Origin of the sequence: Nocardia terrae, assembly GCF_009760405.1 — a bacterium.
GTDB classification, from domain to species: domain Bacteria; phylum Actinomycetota; class Actinomycetes; order Mycobacteriales; family Mycobacteriaceae; genus Nocardia; species Nocardia terrae.
Map to the genome: position 1 here is coordinate 938207 of NZ_WRPP01000002.1, position 16270 is coordinate 954476.

The window sequence follows — 16270 nt, forward strand, 5'->3', positions numbered from 1 at the left end:
CAGAGGGGGACCCATGACCACGCCCGACCAGCAGCCGAGTCCTGCGGATTCGCAGCCGACTTCGCCCGAAGCCGCGTCGATTCCCCCGCAGGCGCCGCCGATTCCGGTCGGCGCGCCGCCGGTTCCCGCTCCCGCCGCGCCGTATTTCCCGGCGCAACCCGGTTTCGCGCCCCAGTATCAGCCGCCGCAATATGTTCCGGCGTACCAGCCGCAGCAGCCGTTGCCCGCCCGTCGTTCGGCGGTCCCGCTCGTGATCGCGTGCATCGCAAGTATTCTCGCCGTGCTCGGTATCGCCGGGACGGTGACGGGATTCGTGCTGTACGCGGGCCAGCGGGACAAACCGTCGGCCGATGCGGACTCCAAGGCCGCGCAGGACGCCGCCTGCGATTTCATGACGAAGTTCGGGTCCTACGACTACACGAATTTCGACCGGAACAACGCGGCGCTTCTGGATGCCAGCACCGGCGGATTCAAGAAGACCTATTCCGACACCGCCGCCACCATGAAGAGCACCGTCGAGTCGCAGAAGGTCCGCAGCAAGGTTATCGAGAACCACTGTGGCGTGGTGTCGGTCGGCGACCACAAGGCACAGGTGCTCGTCGCGATGAAACAAACGGTGTCGAACAATGCGCAGCCCGATTCCGAGCCTCGAATCACGACGGTGACGGTCTCGCTGGAACAGCAATCCGATGACCGCTGGCTCGTGAGTGATGTGTCCATCGTGAGTTGACGGCCGCCATGGCCGAACCCCACGTCATTTCAGCACGTTCACCGCGCGGGCGATGACCAGGCTGACGGTGATGAGGGAGACCCCGGATTGCCCCATCATCAGGGTCTTGGCCCAGCGGGACATGGGCATCACGTCGGTGGGGCTGAATGCCGTTGCGTTGGTGAAGGACAGGTACAGGTAGTCCGGGAATTGCGGCTCCCATTCGGGGTCGGTGAGGTTCGGGTTCTGCATCTGCACCCAGAGGAAGTCGGGGTAGGGCTTGCGGGCGTGGGCGCGGGCGGCGGGGCCACCGCGGTCCAGTTCCCAGTACCAGAGCGCGAATACGAGCACATTGGTCAGCCAAATCGCGCCGCCGGAGCTGAGCAGCCCGGCCGGGTTGTCGCTGACCGTGCCGTTGAGTAGGCCCAGGACCAGGTGGTACACCGACCACACCAGGCCGAATCCCAGCACGGCCATCAGCAGCAGGCTGAACCGGCGCAGCCACATTTCCTCGTGATCGAGCCGGATCGGGCTGGCGACCATCAGGACGATGAGCAACAACAGCCCGATCCCCGGAACCAGCCACCGCGGCCCCGCCTCGAACTGCTTGGGCAGGAAGTACTGCACGACCAGGATTCCGATGATCGCCGCTGTTGCCGCCCACCGCGATTCCCCGGCCGTGCGCCGCGCCCACGCGGGCACCTGATCATCGTCGGTCTCGTTCCCAGGCGTGCTCACGCGAGTGAGTATGCCCGCTGAGGGGTCGCGGACCGCGCCACCCGGACCGGTGCGTCGATGGGCGTGAGACGAGGATCGTGAGCAGGGCAGCGCAGCCGGTGAGTGCGGCCGCCACGAGATAGATCGGGCGCGGGCCGGATCCGGAATCGGCGATGGCCCCGCCGAGCAGGCCCGCACCGGCCGCCGCGATCTGATACGCGGAGGCATTGACCGCCATGGACAGCGTCGGTGCGTCGGCGGCGGTCCGCATGACCCGGGCCTGCGTCCCTGGAACGACCGCGAATCCCAGTGCGCCGATCGCCACCACCGCCAGCGCGGCCGGTAGCGAATTGCGGGCCGGCAGCCAGGCTCCGGCGAGGGTGAGGGCGAGCAGACCGAGCAGCGTCGGCTGCCACAGCCGCGGATTCCGGTCATAGAGCGTGCCGCCCACGAGATTCCCCAGCGTCGCGCCGATTCCGTAGCCGAGCAACAGAATCGGCAGACCAGCCTGCGGGTAGGCGGCAACCTGGGTGAGCAGCGGCGCGAGGTAGATGTACACCATCAGGACCCCGATATTGCCGATCGCCGTGAGAGCCAGGGCCCGCAGCACCGGCCGACGGGAAAGCACTCGCAATTCGGCGAGCGCCGACCCGTGCGCCTCCTCGCTCGATGCGGGGATCCCCAGCGCCACCAGCCCCGCGCCGATGAGGCACACGACGCCGACCGTCGCGAAGGTCGTCCGCCAACCCCACTGGTGACCGATCGCGGTGCCCAGCGGCGCGCCCAGGATCATGGCCAGATTCATGCCGAACGCCAGCCTGGCTACCGCGGTCCCCGTTCGCCCCGGCGGCGCCGAGCGCACCGCGACCACGACCGCCTGAGCGAAGAACGTCGACGTGACCAGCGCGGTGACAACCCGAGCGGCGAGCAGCCAGTGCAAACCGGATGCACACGCCGACGCCAGATTTCCGATGCCCGCGACCGCGAGCAGGACGAGCATCAGGCGCTTGCGGTCCACCGCGGCCGTCGCGGCGGTGAGCAGCGGACCACCGACGATCATCCCCACGGCATAGGCGGTAACCACCAGCCCCGCGGAACCGACCGGAACCCCGAGATCCCCGGCCACCTCGGGCAGAATCCCCGCCACCACGAATTCCCCTGTGGTGACACCGAATACGCAGAACATCAAGACCACTGTCACGAACATGCCGGTACGCTAAAGGCTCACGTCAACGTGAGGGTCAAGTCGGCGACACGCGGGAGAGCCAGTGCAGATCGGTGAGCTGTCCCATCGCACCGGTGTCAGCGTGCGCGCCCTGCGCTACTACGAGGAGAAGGGCGCGCTGACGCCACGCCGCACGCCCGCGGGCTACCGGATCTTCGACGACGCCGCGATCGACACCGTCGCTCACATCCAGACCCTGCTCGCCGCGGGACTCGGCATGGACCTCATCGCCGACATCCTCGCCTGCGCCGCCGGCGATGGCCCGCTGTTGGACGGCTGCCGCGATCGCCTGCTGCGCGAGCGCGAACGAATGACCACCGATATCGATCGCATCCGTTCCGCACGATCCATGCTCGACCAGCTCCTCGATCCGGACGGCCCCGTCGTCCGGCCGGAGGCGCCGTCGCGTCCGGCCTAGGGTGGGAATTGATGACCGAAGTGTGACGCGGGGGTTCGGGAGGACTTTCCGCCGGAGTGGGCGGGTTGTAGCTGAGGCCGATAAAGGAGGTCATGTGACAAGGGAGTACAACCGGAATCCGGCGGCTCTGGCCGCGCTGTCGCCCGAGCAGTACCACGTCACGCAGGAGAACGGGACCGAGCGGGCGTTCACCGGGGAGTACTGGGACAACCATGAGCCCGGGATCTACGTGGACGTCGTCTCGGGTGAGCCGCTGTTCGCGTCGACGGACAAGTTCGAGAGCGGGTCGGGGTGGCCGAGCTTCACCAAGCCGATCGAGGCGTCGAATGTGCTGGAGAAGCGGGATCTGAGTCATCTGATGATTCGGACCGAGGTGCGTTCGACCCACGGTGACAGCCATCTCGGGCACGTCTTCCCCGACGGGCCACGCGAGGCGGGCGGGCTGCGGTACTGCATCAACTCCGCCGCACTCAGGTTCATTCACCTCGACGATCTCGAGGCCGAGGGTTACGGACAGTACAAGTCCCTGTTCACGAAGGAGGAAGCGTGACCGACACGCGCAAGGCGATTCTGGCCGGCGGATGTTTCTGGGGCATGCAGGATCTGATCCGGCGGCAGCCCGGAGTGGTTTCGACCCGGGTCGGTTACACCGGTGGCCGCAATGACCATCCGACCTACCGCAACCACCCCGGGCACGCGGAGGCCGTGGAGATCGAATACGACCCGGCGCTGACGGATTACCGTGCGCTGCTGGAGTTCTTCTTCCAGATCCACGATCCGAGCACCAAGGATCGGCAGGGCAACGACATCGGCACGAGCTACCGGTCGGCCATCTTCTATCTCGATGACGAGCAGAAGCGGGTCGCCGAGGACACCATCGCCGATGTGGACGCCTCGGGCCTGTGGCCGGGCAAGGTGGTCACCGAGGTGACCCCGGCGAGCGCGTTCTGGGATGCCGAGCCGGAGCATCAGGACTACCTGGTGCGCTACCCGAACGGCTACACCTGCCACTTCCCGCGTCCGGGCTGGAAGCTGCCCAAGCGCGAGACCGCGCAGTAGCTCCGGACCGCCGCGGTAGTCGGCGACCGCTGTGACGGCGGGTCTCCCCGGGTTCGTCCCGGGAAGACCCGCCGTTGCCATTGACCCGTCTGAAAGAAACTAGTTGCGAGGAAACTAGTCCTCTGGATACTATTGCTCTCGTGATCGCGAGGGCGATCGAACAGACTCGGAGGGCAGTAGTTGTGAGCATCGAGAAGGCGTTGATCATCGGCGGCGGCATCGCGGGACCGGTTGCGGCGCTGGCACTTCAGCGGGCGGGCATCGAATCGACGGTGTTCGAGGCATACGAGAGCGCGGCCACCGACGCGGGCGCGATGCTCACCGTCGCGCCCAACGGCCTTGCGGCACTGAGCATCATCGGCGCGGACAAGCTGGTTCAGTCGGCCGGGCACCCGCTGCACAGCATGGTGATGGAGACCGGCAAGGGCAAACAGCTCATGCGGGTGGACGCCCTGCCCGGGCTGCCGCCGAGCTGCACCATGCTGCGCGCGGACCTGTTCCGGGTGCTGCACGACCACGCACTCGCCAACGGCATCACCATCGAGCACGGCAAACGGCTGGTCGACATCGAGCAGACCGCGACCGGCGTTATGGCGCGCTTCGCCGACGGCACCACCGCCGAAGGCGACATCCTCATCGGCGCGGACGGCATCCACTCGACCGTCCGCACCCTCATCGACCCGCAGGCCCCCGGCCCCGAATACACCGGCCTGATGAGCTTCGGCTTCGGCGAATTCACCCCCGACGGAAGACTTTCCGACGGCGGCAAGGGTGATATCGAGGCCATGCACTTCGCCTTCGGCAAGCGCGCCTTTTACGGCTACTGGCGTCAGCCCGACGGCAAGCACGTCTTCTTCAGCAACTACCCGCAGGCCGAGCCCATGACCCTGGCCGAGGCCAGGGCCGTCCCCGCCGAGCAGTGGCTGGACAAGCTGCGCGCCGCCCACCTCGGCGACACCCCGGGCGAGCGGCTCTTCGCCGAGACCAGTGTGGACGAGATGATCGTCACCGGCCCGATGGAGCGAATGCCGCACGTGCCCAACTGGTTCCGCGGCCGCGTCGTCCTGCTCGGCGACGCCGTGCACGCCCCCTCCTCGAGTTCGGGTCAGGGCGCCTCACTGGCCATCGAATCCGCCATCGAGCTGGCCCGCTGCCTGCGCGACATCGCCGACCCGGCAGCGGCTTTCGCGGCCTACGAGCGCCTGCGCCGCCCGCGCGTCGAGGAGATCTCCGACAATGCCGCCAAGACCAACAACGGCAAGACCTCCGGCCCGATCGCCAAGACCCTGTTCGGCCTGATCATGCCGATCGCCACCCGCACCTTCCTGCAGCCGGAGAAGATGTTCGGCCCGGTCCACCGCTTCGTCATCGACTGGGATCAGCCGGTCGTTTAACGTTGTCGCCATGGGACTTTCGGCAGCCGAGGTCTTCGACGCCCTGGGCAAGGACTACGAGCAGGCGTTCGCGGGCCTCACCGCCCAGCGCGAGGAACTCGAATGGCTGCTCACCCAGCTACCGGAGTCGGGTCGGGTGCTCGATGTCGGTTGCGGGACGGGCCGGCCGACCGCCGAACTGCTCGCGGCGGCCGGGCACGACGTCACCGGCTGCGATGTCTCGCCGGGGATGATCGAGATCGCCCGCGCACAGGTGCCCGGAGCCCGATTCGAGGTCGCCGATCTGCGGACGCTGTCGTATCCGGACGGGACCTGGGATGCGGTGGTCGCGTTCTTTCCCCTGCTGCAGCTCACTCGCGCCGAGATCGACGCCGCGCTGCGGAAGTTCGCGCGGTGGCTGACGCCGCGGGGATGCTTCGTGTTCGCCACCGTGCCCGCCGATATCGAGGGCCTCGACATCGAATTCATGGGCCAGGCGGTCACTGTCAGCAGCTATCCGGTGGCGGAGTTCCGGCGGCTGTTCGACGAGGCGGGCCTGGACATCGTTCGGGAGCGGGTGATCGAGTTCCGGCCCGACCATCCCTCGGCCATCCCGGAACACGACCTGTTCGTGTCCGCGCGACGCTCAGCGCCGTAGCGAGCGGTACCCGGTCCACAGCAGCAGGCCCGCGCCCAGCACGACCAGAACGCCACCCGCGTAACTCCATTCGGAGTGCCCGGTCATCGGCGACCCGTGCAGCGAGCCGAGGCCCTGCACGATCCAGATCACTCCGACCACGCACAGCAGCGCGCCCAGTAGGGCTGAAACGATCCGCTTCATGACAACTCCTCAGCAGCCTGAGCTCAGCATAGGGCTTCGAAGACTGCCGTCGAGGTGGGTGGCGGGACTAGACTGTAGGCGGACCGAGCATCGATCTTCCGGCGACCATCAGCAAGGGTCCCGGATCCTGTGCCACGGTCACGAATCCGCCAGCAGAGCGCAATTGTGCGTGGAAGCCACGTCGGTCGGGGTGCCCCTTTCTGACGCCTTCCTGGCCGTGCCGAAAAAAGGTATGGCCATGACAAATTCCGAGAAAACACCCACACGACGCCGGCTGGCTCGATCTCTCGTACTGGGCTCACTCGTCCTGCTGCCGATCGGCTTCGCCGCACCCGTGCTGGCCGAGGTCACGGTGGTGGACAACGACGGCGGCTGGCGCAACGACAACGACGGCGGCTGGCGCCAGGACTGCGACCACACCGGCCAATTCCGTTGGCAGAACGACCGCGGGCAGTGGCGAATGGACGACTGCGACCACGATCGCGGCCACTGGGAGTGGCGCGACAACGACTGGCGCTGGCACCACGACCGTGACGATGCCCCGGCCCCGGCTCCGACACCCTGGTGGTGGAACCCCTTCGGCAGCTGGTGATACCGGCGCGGCCCTCCCGCGCGTCACAGGGTGCGCGGGAGGGCCGAACGCTGCCATTTGCATGGCCATCGGCGCGATTCCCGGTTGGTGCGGTCGCCGAAATTTGGACCGATTCGACATCGCCTGAGCATTTTTCCGCCCGAATACTCGAACGCGGCGATTCCGCAATGCCGTGAAACGGTCCGGAACCTTGGGGTTTCGGACTGCTTTCGTGTATGCGGCACTGTCGTTTTCGGGTGTGTTTCACATGTGTTACGGAGTGCATCGCGGGCGCGGACCGCTTGTTAACAGCGGTGGGTAAAACCCCAGGAGAACGATTGCTCCGCACCGATCGGAATCGGTGTCGGTGTTCTTCTGTTTCGAGATCGATGTATCGAAATAGGCTGTGCGCCAAAGCATTTGGATGAATCGGCCGAAGCTTTGGATGGTGAGGGGATGGCAATGCTCAAATGTTCCGGATGTAACCATCTCGAAACCTGATGGGCGTCAACTTGACTCATCGATGAGAAGTTCGCGCCGACCCCGCCGACTCCCTCGCTCATCGGTTCACGTAAAGACTTTCAGGAGACAATCATGTCCGAACTCATGCAGTCGGTGACCGCTGATATCGACAAGGCGATCGAGGAGAATATCGCCGCATCGCTGGCGGAAATACCGCATCCGGCGCTGGCCAAGGGCACCAATATCTATGGCGCCACCAAGATCTTTCCCGATTACCGGGCCGAGGCCGGTGAAACATATTTCACGTTGGTGCACGGTATCGCGCACGAGTCGTCGGTCAGCTTCGTCGCCGTGCTGCAGGCCACCCGGGCGCTGCGCAAAGGCTTCGAATCGGCCATCTACTTCTACGGTCCCGGCGCGATCAACTGCATTGCCACCCGCGGCTTTCCGACCACCGGCGACAGCGGTTTCCCCGGCGAGCAGAACATCAACGACGCGCTGAGCACCTTCATCAAGGAAGGCGGCCGGGTGTTCGCCTGCCGTTTCGGTCTCGCCCTGCACGGTGCGCGCGAGGAGGACCTGATCGAAGGCGTCATCCCCGCGCATCCGCTCGACGTGCAGGACGCGCTGATCCACTACGCCCGCAAGGGCGCCATCATCAATTCCACCTACCAGGTCTAGGCGGCCGTCATGACCGAGATAGCCACCCGAGTGGACCTGGCGCTGCTCGGTATTCGCGTCGAGGTTCCGGTGCGGCGCCGTTCGGGAGCCGGGCCCAGCGACGACGGTCATGTCCTGATCGGGGGAGCCGGCGCCGCCATCCCCCTTCGCTGGGACAGCCCCTACACGCTGCGCGGTGACCGGCTGCTGCTCGAAGGCACGGACCTGGGCGTCACGGTCGAACCGGTGCGGCGGCCGCATTTCTACGATCTGAGCACCGCGGACGGCGTGTCGTACGAGAAGATCGCCCGCCTGCACGGCAAGGACGTGCTGGCCACCACGGTGGTACAGACCTGCATCCGGTACGCGGAGGACCAGCGCTGCCGCTTCTGCGCCATCGAAGCGTCCCTGGAGGCGGGCGCCACCATCGCGGTCAAGCGGCCCGAGCAACTGGCCGAGGTCGCCGCGGCGGCGGTGCGGTTGGACGGGGTGCGGCAGATGGTGATGACCACCGGCACCTCCGCCGGAAAGGACCGTGGCGCACGACATCTGGCGCGCTGCGTCCGTGCCGTCAAACAGGCGGTGCCGCAGCTGCCGATCCAGGTGCAGTGCGAACCGCCCGGCGATCCGGCGGTGTTGTCGGAGTTGCGCGACGCCGGCGCCGACTCGATCGGCATCCATGTCGAATCCCTCGACGACCGGGTGCGGGCGCGCTGGATGCCGGGCAAATCGACGGTGCCGCTGAGCGAGTACCGCAGCGCGTGGCGCGAGGCGGTGCGCGTCTTCGGCCGCAACCAGGTCTCGACCTACCTGCTCGTCGGCCTCGGCGAGGATCCCGACGAATTGGTCTCCGGCGCCAAGGAACTGATCCGGATGGGGGTGTACCCGTTCATCGTGCCGTTCCGGCCACTGGCGGGCACCCTCGCCGTCGATGTCGACGGGGCGCTCGCGCCGGAGCCCGAGCGGTTGGAAGCCGTCACGCGCGCGGTCGCTGCCGAACTGCGCCGTGCCGGAATGCTCGGCGTCGCGCAGAAGGCGGGATGCGCGGCCTGCGGCGCGTGCAGCGTCCTGCAGAGCGCGGGAGGGTGAGATGACCGCATCGAAGACGACGGCCGGCTCGTGGACGGACGTACTGTCCGGAATCGTCACGCCCGCACCGGATTTCTGTGTCCTGTCCGGGTACCCGCGTCCGGCCCCGCCCGAGGACGGATTCGTGATCCGCCTGGCGGAGGGGGATGGGCTGTCCGCGTATCGCGCCCTGCGCCGGCAGAACTTCGTGGTCGAGCAGGGACTGTTCCAGGGCAGCGACCGCGACGATATCGACGACGATCCGCGTGCCCGGGTGCTCATCGCGTCCGCGCCCGACGGCACCCTGCTCGGCGGCGTCCGCCTCGCACCGGCCACCGCCGAGGACATCGGCTGGTGGACCGGCAGTCGCCTGGTCGTGGATTGCACCCGCCGCACCCGAGGGGTGGGGCAGGCGCTGGTCCGGGCGGCCTGCGCCTACGCCGAGACCGAGAATGTGCTGCGCTTCGAAGCCACCGTGCAGACTCGCTACGAAACGATGTTCACCGCACTGGGGTGGAGTCGTGTCGGCGCGACCCGTATCAATGGCGCACCGCACGTGTGGATGCGATGGCCGATCGATCGGATACAGCGGCTGGCCGAATCCACCAAGGCCGTCCTCGGCGAGGTGCTGCACCCGCTGGACGGGCAGTCGATGTCACTGGGCGGCAGCGGTTTTCGCGGCGACGACGCCGCACCCGTGCCCGGCGGGGACCTGTTGGCCGCCTGCGATGCGATCCTGCCGTCGATGGTCGAGCGCGACCCGGAGTGGGCGGGCTGGTGCGCGGCCCTGGTCAACCTCAACGACCTGGCGGCCATGGGCGCCGAACCCGTGGGAATGCTCGACGCCGTTGCGGCACCGACGCGTTCGGTGCTGACCCGGGTGCTGCGCGGACTGGCCCGGGCGAGTCATACCTGGGGTGTCCCGGTCCTGGGCGGCCACACTCAGCTCGGCGTCCCGGCCGCCCTGTCGGTGACCGCGTTGGGGCGCACGTCCCGCCCGGTCACCAGCGGCGGCGGCAAGGCGGGCGATCACCTGCGCCTGACGGCCGACCTCGGTGGGCAATGGCGACCGGGATATCAAGGAAGGCAATGGGATTCGTCCTCACGGCGATCGGGCGAGGAACTGCGCGCGCTGGGCCGCCTGGTGGCCGCTGCCGCACCCGCCGCGGCCAAGGACGTGAGCATGGCGGGCATCGCCGGTACCGCCGGCATGCTGGCCGAGGCCAGCGGCGTCGGTGTCGAGATCGACCTGGCGCGCCTGCCGCGCCCGGCCGCGGCCGATATGGCCGACTGGCTCACCTGTTTCCCGGGATTCGCGATGCTCACCGCCGACCGCCCGGGCGCGACGTCGCCCGCACCCGCCGACCCGGCCACCGCGGCGATCTGCGGCGTCCTGACCACTGAACCCGGCGTCCGGCTGCGCTGGCCGGACGGCGCCACCACCACCGTCGTGACGGGCGCCGTCACCGGATTGGGGAAATCATGAACGACCTGACCATCTCCGTGGCGGCCGCCGAATTCGGCCGTGACATGGAGTCCTGCTACCGCACCATCGGCGCACTCATCGAGACCGCCCGCGCCCGCGGCAGCCGGTTGCTCGTCCTGCCCGAAGCCTGCCTGGGCGGCTACCTGCCCAGCCTCGGCGGCGGCGACGAATCCGACGAGGCCCGCCGGCGCCGACTGCGCAGCCTGCCACCGGCGCTCGCGCTCGACGGGCCCGAATTGCGGCACATCGCCGCCATGGCCGGTGATCTCGTGGTCACGCTCGGATTCTGCGAATCCGACGGGGAGGTCCGCTACAACGCGGCGGTGACCCTGACCGGCGACGGGATCCTCGGCTCCTACCGCAAGGTCCACCAGCCGCTCGGCGAGAACCTCTGCTACGCGGCCGGTTCGGAATACCGGGCCTTCGACACGCCCGTCGGCCGGATGGGGATGCAGATCTGCTACGACAAGGCGTTCCCGGAGGCCGCGCGCGCCCTCGCGCTCGACGGCGCGCAGATCATCACCTCGCTGTCGGCCTGGCCGACCGCGCGCACCGGCGCCGCCGATCGCCTCGAAGACGACCGCTGGACACAGCGTTTCGACATCTTCGACCGGGCCCGTGCCGTGGAGAACCAGGTGGTGTGGGTCGCCTCCAACCAGGCCGGAACCTTCGGCTCCCTGCGCTTCGTGTGCAGCGCCAAGATCGTCGGCCCCGGCGGGGAGGTGCTCGCCACCACCGGCACCGCACCCGGATTGGCCACCGCGACAGTCGATGTCGACCACGCGCTGCAATTGGCCCGCGACGGGGGCATGTACAACCTTCGCGACCGTCGCCCGGAGCTCTACGAGAGCGTGGTCCGGCGCTACGGCGTCGTCGGCCAGCCCGACCTGCCGCAGACCCTGGCGGCCGGCCATGCCTGAGATGCATGTCGATGAGCCCGCCGTCGGTGGCCGCGGCGGACCCGGAAGGACAACAATGACCGAGCGTCTGGAACCCTCGTCCGCTGAACATCATGAGGTCGTCGTGATCGGCGGCGGTCAGGCCGGGCTGTCGATCAGCTGGCATCTGACCCGCCGGGGCATCGATCACGTGGTCCTCGAGCGCGACACCGTCGGCCACGAATGGCTCGATACCCGTTGGGACAACTTCACTCTCGTGACCCCGAACTGGCAGTGCGCGCTGCCGGGCTACCGCTACAACGGTTCGGATCCGGACGGCTTCATGCCGCGTGACGAGGTCTACGCGTGGTTGCGCGGCTACGCCGACACCTTCGATCCACCGGTGCGCGAGCATGTCGAGGTCACCGGCGTATCCCTCGCGGGCAGTGGCGGATTCACCGTCGACACCACCGCCGGGGCGCTGCACGCCGACCAGGTCGTGGTGGCTGTGGGCGGCTACCACACGCCGTTGATCCCGCGGTTCGCCGAGAAGCTCCCGGATTCGATACTGCAGTTGCATTCCGCGCGGTACCGCAATGCCGCCGATCTGCCCGAGGGTGCGGTCCTCGTGGTCGGCACGGGTCAGTCCGGAGCGCAGATCGCCGAGGATCTGCACTTGGCCGGGCGGCGTGTGCATCTCGCGGTCGGGAATGCTCCGCGCGTCGCGCGGTTCTATCGCGGCCGTGACTGCGTGGCGTGGCTACAGGACATGGGGCACTACGACATTCCCATCGAGGACCAACCGGGCGGGCTGGGCAAACGGGAGAACACCAACCACTACGTGACCGGCCGCGACGGCGGGCGGGACATCGATCTGCGGCAGTTCGCCCGCGAAGGAATGGCCCTCTACGGACGGATGGCTCACATCGACGGCAGCACAGCATATTTCGAGCCGTCGCTGGCGAGGTCCCTGGACGCCGCGGACGCGGTCGCCGACGGCATCAAGGACTCCATCGACGCCTACATCGCGCGGGAGAACATCAGCGCGCCGTCGGAATCGCGCTATGTCCCGGTATGGAGGCCCGAGCACGAGCCCACCGAGGTGGACCTCGAGGCGCAGGGCATCACGTCGGTGGTGTGGTCGGTCGGATTCCGGACCGACTATCGGTGGCTTCATGTCGGGGTCTTCGACGGGGAAGGCCACCCGTGCCACAACCGCGGTGTCACCGCCGTTCCGGGGCTGTATTTCCTGGGTCTGCCCTGGCTGCACACCTGGGGCTCGGGCCGGTTCGCGGCCATCGCCCGCGACGCCGAATATGTGGCGGAGCGGATCGCGATCGGCGACCGCGCGGTCGCGGTGGCCTAGGGGCCCCGGATGGCTGTCACTCGGATCGCCGCGGTCGCGGCGCATTTCGGAGCCGATATCGCGCGTGCGCTGGACAAGATCGCCGGGATCATCGAGCGGCTCGCTGACGACGGCGTCGATCTGCTCGTGCTGCCCGATGCCAGTCTCGGCGGCTACATCGGCGATCTGCGCAATCCCGATCCGGCCGCCGGGCCCGAGGCGATCGACGGTGACGGTCCCGAGATCCGGTTGCTGTCGCGGATGGCCGGGAGCATGACCGTCTGCGTCGGCTACGCGGAGCAGGCCGACGGAGTGCGGTACAACTCGGCGGTATGCCTGAGCGGAGACGGCGTGCTCGGCAGGCATCGCAAGGTGCATCAGCCCGCTGGAGAGCATCTCGCTTACGCTGCGGGGCAGGGCTTTTCCGCGTTCGACACCCCGGTCGGGCGGCTGGGCATGCTCATCGACTACGACAAGACCTTCCCCGAAGCCGCGCGGGTGCTCGCCCTCGACGGCGCGCACACGATCGCCGCGCTGTCGGCGTGGCCCGCCAGCGTGACCGATCGGGCGGCCCGGGTGCCCAACGACCGCCAATCCCGCCTGTTCGACCTCTACGATCAGGCGCGCGCGGCGGAAAACCAGATCGTGCTCGCCTCCTCCAATCAGACCGGCACCACCGGCAACCTCCGCTTTCTCGGCCAGGCCAAGATCGTCGGCCCCGGCGGCGACATCCTCGCCAAAACGTGGACCAAGGGCGGGCTCGCCGTCGCCGATATCGATATCGCGGCCGAGATCGAACGAGCTCGCCGCGTGCTCCACCACCTCGCCGAGCGCCGCACCGACACCTATCCGAACCTGCTGCACGACAAGGGCGTTCACTGATGAGGATCGCACTGCTGACCTACTCGACCAAACCGCGCGGGGGCGTCGTCCACACCCTCAACCTCGCCGAATCCCTGAGCCGGCTGGGCGCCACGGTCACCGTGTGGACGCTCGGGCGCGGGGGCGACAGCGAGTTCTTCCGTGACGTCGACCCCGCCGTCGAGATTCACGTGGTGCCTTTCGCCGCGGACTCCTCCGAACCTGTCGGTCGGCGGATCCTGCGCTCGATCGAGACGCTGCGCACCGCCTTCGTACCGGCCGACTACGACATCGTGCACGCCCAGGATTGCCTCAGCGCCAACGCCGTCGGGCGCTGCGTCCGAACCATCCACCATCTCGACAATTTCACCACTCCCGAACTGGCCCGCTGCCACGATCGAGCCATCACCGAGCCGTACGCCCACATCTGCGTATCCGCCGCCGTCGCCGACGAAGTGCGGCTCGGGTGGGGGATCACCCCCACCGTCATCCCCAACGGGGTCGAATACGAGCGTTTCTCGGCCGCCGCGACCACCGATCCCGCCGCTGTCGCGGCCCGATCCCTGTGGCGTAAGCGGCTCGGTCGCTATGTGCTCGCCGTCGGCGGCATCGAGCCCCGAAAAGGCAGCGCCGATCTGCTGGAGGCCTTCGCGCTGCTGGCTCGTGACCACCCCGACCTTCGGCTGGTGATAGCCGGTGGTGAGACGCTGTTCGACTACCGGGACTACCGAGCCCGATTCGACACCCGGGCAACAGAACTCGGTATCGACGTCACCGTACTCGGCACCGTCGGCCAGGCCGAACTTCCCTCGCTTGTCGCCGAGGCCACTGTGCTGCCCTTTCTCTCCACGAAGGAAGGATTCGGGCTCGCGGCCATGGAGGCCCTCGCCGCGGGAACCGCCGTCATCGCCCGAGACCTCCCCGTCCTCCGAGAGGTTTTCGGCGACACGGTCCGCTACGCCGATTCCGTCCCCACGATGGCGGCCGCTCTCGCCGAGTCGCTGCGTTCCCCCGGAAACGCGGACCCCGGACGAACCCTCGCCGCTGGATATCGTTGGGACAGAGCAGCACAATCCCACCTCGACTTCTACCACCGGCAAACGGCGGGCGCTCGAGGTCGCTGAACACGATCCTCGGCACGTGCACCCGCCGTAGTGCTCATGCCTGGAGTTCGGTGAGTGAGTCCGCGAGATGGCGTGCGAGCTCCCAGGGGTCGGGAATCGCGTCGGGGCAGGCGAGGATGCCGAAATCCAGGTGCCCGTCGTAGGACATGACGGTGATGTTCAGACCACCGGACAGTTCGGTGAGGACAGAGACAGGGTAGCTGGCGAGGACGCGGATTCCGTTGAGATACAACGGTATTTGCGGTCCGGGAACATTCGAGACCAGAAGGTTGACCAGCGGCAGCGCCGATGCGGCCGCGCGCAGGACGGTGCGAGTGGGCAGGCCGTGCAGCAGTGGTGTCAGGAGGGACGTCACCTCGCGTAGCAGGTCCGGTGGCTGGTCGCGGAAGCGCGCTTTGGCGGCCAGCAAGGCGTCGTGCACGATCTTGACCCGATGCCATGGATTGTCCTCGGCGACGGGCAGAACACCGAGCATGAGGGAGAACCGGTTGCCCGCGGTACCGAACTCCTCCGGGGTGCGCACCGAGACCGGCATCGCGGCCAATAGTGGCCGCTCGGTGGGAATGTCGTGGTCGATCATCCAACGGCGCAGAGCGGAGGTGCACAGAGCCATCACCACATCGTTGACCGTGCCGCCGATCTGGTTCTTGACGGCCTTGACCGCGTCGAGCGGCAAGGAGGTGTAGGCGAGGGTGCGTGCTGAGGTGATGGGCTCGTTGAACGGCACCTCGGAATGGAAGGCACGCAGATCGGTCCCGGCTCGGCGCAATGTCGGCAGCGTCCGCAGGACCGCGCGGACCCTTGTCGCCGGACGGGTGAACGCGTGCGGGACGCTGCGTGCGAGCATGTCCACAGTGGACGGGGTGCGCTCCCTCGGCACACGGTCCATCGACGAGATGACCGACATCGGTGTGGCGGTGGCATCCAGAATCGCTCCCATGATCTCGGCGGCGGACACGCCGTCGATAACCGCGTGATGCACCTTCGTGTACACGGCCTGACGTCCACCGGCCAGCCCGGTGACAAGGTGACATTCCCACAGTGGTCGAGACCGGTCGAGTGGCTGGGCATGCAGCCCTGCGACGCACTCGGCGAGTTGCCGATCGTCGACGCCGTCGGGCAGCACGACCTCGCGGACGTGATAGCCCAGGTCGACGTTCGCGCAATGTTCCCAGTAGGGCAGATCGAGTCCGAACGGCACGGTGCGGACCCGGCGGCGCAAGGGTGTGACCAGGCGTAACCGTTCGGCGAAGAGCCGCTGCAAAGCGGTCAGTGTCAGCGGTCCGCGAGGAGAGGCGGCGGAGTCGAGCAGAATGATCGCGCCGATATGCATCGGTGTCGCGGAGGTCTCGGTATCGAGCAGGTGGAGGTCCAGCGCATTCAATTGACGCGGCAGGTGGTCCGTGTGGTCCATGGATTCCTCCTGGATGGTGTGGAACCGGGACGGCGCCGCTGACGCAAGTGGTCCGTGGG

18 protein-coding genes are annotated in these 16270 nt (G+C 67.8%); 14 read left to right on the top strand and 4 right to left on the bottom strand.

What is annotated here, in order from left to right:
* Positions 1–13 precede the first annotated feature (13 nt).
* Entirely contained in the window at positions 14–730 is a 717-nt protein-coding gene (locus GPX89_RS14285; RefSeq protein WP_157387903.1) for a hypothetical protein, read from the top strand.
* Positions 731–754: 24 nt separating this feature from the next.
* Here the strand turns inward: GPX89_RS14285 and GPX89_RS14290 are convergent, their stop codons facing one another.
* The gene (locus tag GPX89_RS14290; RefSeq protein ID WP_198347432.1) at positions 755–1447 is read right to left on the bottom strand and encodes a hypothetical protein; all 693 of its coding nucleotides are present in this window, start codon (positions 1445–1447) and stop codon (positions 755–757) included.
* Complete coding sequence (locus tag GPX89_RS14295) at positions 1416–2633, bottom strand: MFS transporter (RefSeq protein WP_157387904.1); 1218 nt, start codon at positions 2631–2633, stop codon at positions 1416–1418. Before GPX89_RS14295 ends, GPX89_RS14290 begins: the two co-directional genes overlap by 32 nt.
* Positions 2634–2694: 61 nt before the next feature.
* Between GPX89_RS14295 and GPX89_RS14300 the strand changes: the two genes are divergently transcribed.
* The 5 genes from GPX89_RS14300 (at position 2695) to GPX89_RS14320 (ending at position 6159) form a co-directional block, all read left to right on the top strand.
* Positions 2695–3069 carry a MerR family transcriptional regulator gene (locus GPX89_RS14300; protein ID WP_328601808.1) on the top strand — a complete coding sequence of 125 codons (375 nt, stop codon included), beginning with the start codon at positions 2695–2697 and terminating at the stop codon, positions 3067–3069.
* 94 nt (positions 3070–3163) lie between these two features.
* The gene (gene msrB, locus GPX89_RS14305) at positions 3164–3619 is read left to right on the top strand and encodes a peptide-methionine (R)-S-oxide reductase MsrB (RefSeq protein ID WP_328601809.1); all 456 of its coding nucleotides are present in this window, start codon (positions 3164–3166) and stop codon (positions 3617–3619) included.
* The gene (gene msrA, locus GPX89_RS14310; RefSeq protein ID WP_328601810.1) at positions 3616–4128 is read left to right on the top strand and encodes a peptide-methionine (S)-S-oxide reductase MsrA; all 513 of its coding nucleotides are present in this window, start codon (positions 3616–3618) and stop codon (positions 4126–4128) included. The genes msrB and msrA overlap by 4 nt, the downstream gene beginning before the upstream one ends.
* 182 nt (positions 4129–4310) lie before the next feature.
* Positions 4311–5522 (top strand): FAD-dependent oxidoreductase, encoded by a 1212-nt coding sequence (locus tag GPX89_RS14315; RefSeq protein ID WP_328601811.1) that lies wholly within the window; start codon positions 4311–4313, stop codon positions 5520–5522.
* Between the two features lie 10 nt (positions 5523–5532).
* Positions 5533–6159 (top strand): class I SAM-dependent methyltransferase, encoded by a 627-nt coding sequence (locus GPX89_RS14320; RefSeq protein ID WP_157387905.1) that lies wholly within the window; start codon positions 5533–5535, stop codon positions 6157–6159.
* Here the strand turns inward: GPX89_RS14320 and GPX89_RS14325 are convergent.
* Entirely contained in the window at positions 6148–6342 is a 195-nt protein-coding gene (locus GPX89_RS14325; RefSeq protein ID WP_157387906.1) for a hypothetical protein, read from the bottom strand. The two genes, GPX89_RS14320 and GPX89_RS14325, sit on opposite strands and share 12 nt — an antisense overlap.
* Positions 6343–6580: 238 nt before the next feature.
* On the opposite strand from GPX89_RS14325, the gene GPX89_RS14330 reads away from it, so the two are divergent.
* From GPX89_RS14330 to GPX89_RS14365, 8 genes are all read left to right on the top strand, one after another.
* A complete protein-coding gene (locus GPX89_RS14330) occupies positions 6581–6934 on the top strand; it encodes a hypothetical protein (RefSeq protein ID WP_157387907.1) in 354 nt (117 codons plus the stop codon).
* A gap of 573 nt (positions 6935–7507) precedes the next feature.
* Entirely contained in the window at positions 7508–8056 is a 549-nt protein-coding gene (locus tag GPX89_RS14335) for an MSMEG_0572/Sll0783 family nitrogen starvation response protein (RefSeq protein WP_407939390.1), read from the top strand.
* Between the two features lie 9 nt (positions 8057–8065).
* Complete coding sequence (locus tag GPX89_RS14340; protein ID WP_157387908.1) at positions 8066–9124, top strand: MSMEG_0568 family radical SAM protein; 1059 nt, start codon at positions 8066–8068, stop codon at positions 9122–9124.
* Between the two features lies 1 nt (position 9125).
* Positions 9126–10589 (top strand): MSMEG_0567/sll0787 family protein, encoded by a 1464-nt coding sequence (locus tag GPX89_RS14345; RefSeq protein ID WP_157387909.1) that lies wholly within the window; start codon positions 9126–9128, stop codon positions 10587–10589.
* Positions 10586–11509 carry a carbon-nitrogen hydrolase family protein gene (locus tag GPX89_RS14350; RefSeq protein ID WP_157387910.1) on the top strand — a complete coding sequence of 308 codons (924 nt, stop codon included), beginning with the start codon at positions 10586–10588 and terminating at the stop codon, positions 11507–11509. Before GPX89_RS14345 ends, GPX89_RS14350 begins: the two co-directional genes overlap by 4 nt.
* A 55-nt stretch (positions 11510–11564) precedes the next feature.
* Positions 11565–12833 carry an MSMEG_0569 family flavin-dependent oxidoreductase gene (locus tag GPX89_RS14355; protein ID WP_157387911.1) on the top strand — a complete coding sequence of 423 codons (1269 nt, stop codon included), beginning with the start codon at positions 11565–11567 and terminating at the stop codon, positions 12831–12833.
* 9 nt (positions 12834–12842) lie between these two features.
* Positions 12843–13694: a carbon-nitrogen hydrolase family protein gene (locus GPX89_RS14360; RefSeq protein WP_157387912.1), complete on the top strand. Its 852-nt coding sequence runs from the start codon at positions 12843–12845 to the stop codon at positions 13692–13694.
* Positions 13694–14797, top strand: a complete 1104-nt coding sequence (locus GPX89_RS14365; protein WP_157387913.1) for an MSMEG_0565 family glycosyltransferase — start codon at positions 13694–13696, stop codon at positions 14795–14797. The genes GPX89_RS14360 and GPX89_RS14365 overlap by 1 nt, the downstream gene beginning before the upstream one ends.
* A 34-nt stretch (positions 14798–14831) precedes the next feature.
* On the opposite strand, the gene GPX89_RS14370 is transcribed toward GPX89_RS14365, so the two are convergent.
* Positions 14832–16211: a WS/DGAT/MGAT family O-acyltransferase gene (locus GPX89_RS14370; RefSeq protein ID WP_157387914.1), complete on the bottom strand. Its 1380-nt coding sequence runs from the start codon at positions 16209–16211 to the stop codon at positions 14832–14834.
* Between the last annotated feature and the right edge of the window lie 59 nt (positions 16212–16270).

What these genes read in the sequence shown, in the direction of transcription:
- GPX89_RS14370 (WP_157387914.1), bottom strand. Translation starts at nt 16,211, where the DNA reads ATGGACCACACGGACCACCTGCCGCGTCAATTGAATGCGCTGGACCTC.
- GPX89_RS14360 (WP_157387912.1), top strand. Translation starts at nt 12,843, where the DNA reads ATGGCTGTCACTCGGATCGCCGCGGTCGCGGCGCATTTCGGAGCCGAT.
- GPX89_RS14285 (WP_157387903.1), top strand. Translation starts at nt 14, where the DNA reads ATGACCACGCCCGACCAGCAGCCGAGTCCTGCGGATTCGCAGCCGACT.
- GPX89_RS14340 (WP_157387908.1), top strand. Translation starts at nt 8,066, where the DNA reads ATGACCGAGATAGCCACCCGAGTGGACCTGGCGCTGCTCGGTATTCGC.
- GPX89_RS14330 (WP_157387907.1), top strand. Translation starts at nt 6,581, where the DNA reads ATGACAAATTCCGAGAAAACACCCACACGACGCCGGCTGGCTCGATCT.
- GPX89_RS14335 (WP_407939390.1), top strand. Translation starts at nt 7,508, where the DNA reads ATGTCCGAACTCATGCAGTCGGTGACCGCTGATATCGACAAGGCGATC.
- GPX89_RS14350 (WP_157387910.1), top strand. Translation starts at nt 10,586, where the DNA reads ATGAACGACCTGACCATCTCCGTGGCGGCCGCCGAATTCGGCCGTGAC.
- GPX89_RS14355 (WP_157387911.1), top strand. Translation starts at nt 11,565, where the DNA reads ATGACCGAGCGTCTGGAACCCTCGTCCGCTGAACATCATGAGGTCGTC.
- GPX89_RS14345 (WP_157387909.1), top strand. Translation starts at nt 9,126, where the DNA reads ATGACCGCATCGAAGACGACGGCCGGCTCGTGGACGGACGTACTGTCC.
- GPX89_RS14320 (WP_157387905.1), top strand. Translation starts at nt 5,533, where the DNA reads ATGGGACTTTCGGCAGCCGAGGTCTTCGACGCCCTGGGCAAGGACTAC.
- GPX89_RS14325 (WP_157387906.1), bottom strand. Translation starts at nt 6,342, where the DNA reads ATGAAGCGGATCGTTTCAGCCCTACTGGGCGCGCTGCTGTGCGTGGTC.
- GPX89_RS14295 (WP_157387904.1), bottom strand. Translation starts at nt 2,633, where the DNA reads ATGTTCGTGACAGTGGTCTTGATGTTCTGCGTATTCGGTGTCACCACA.
- GPX89_RS14365 (WP_157387913.1), top strand. Translation starts at nt 13,694, where the DNA reads ATGAGGATCGCACTGCTGACCTACTCGACCAAACCGCGCGGGGGCGTC.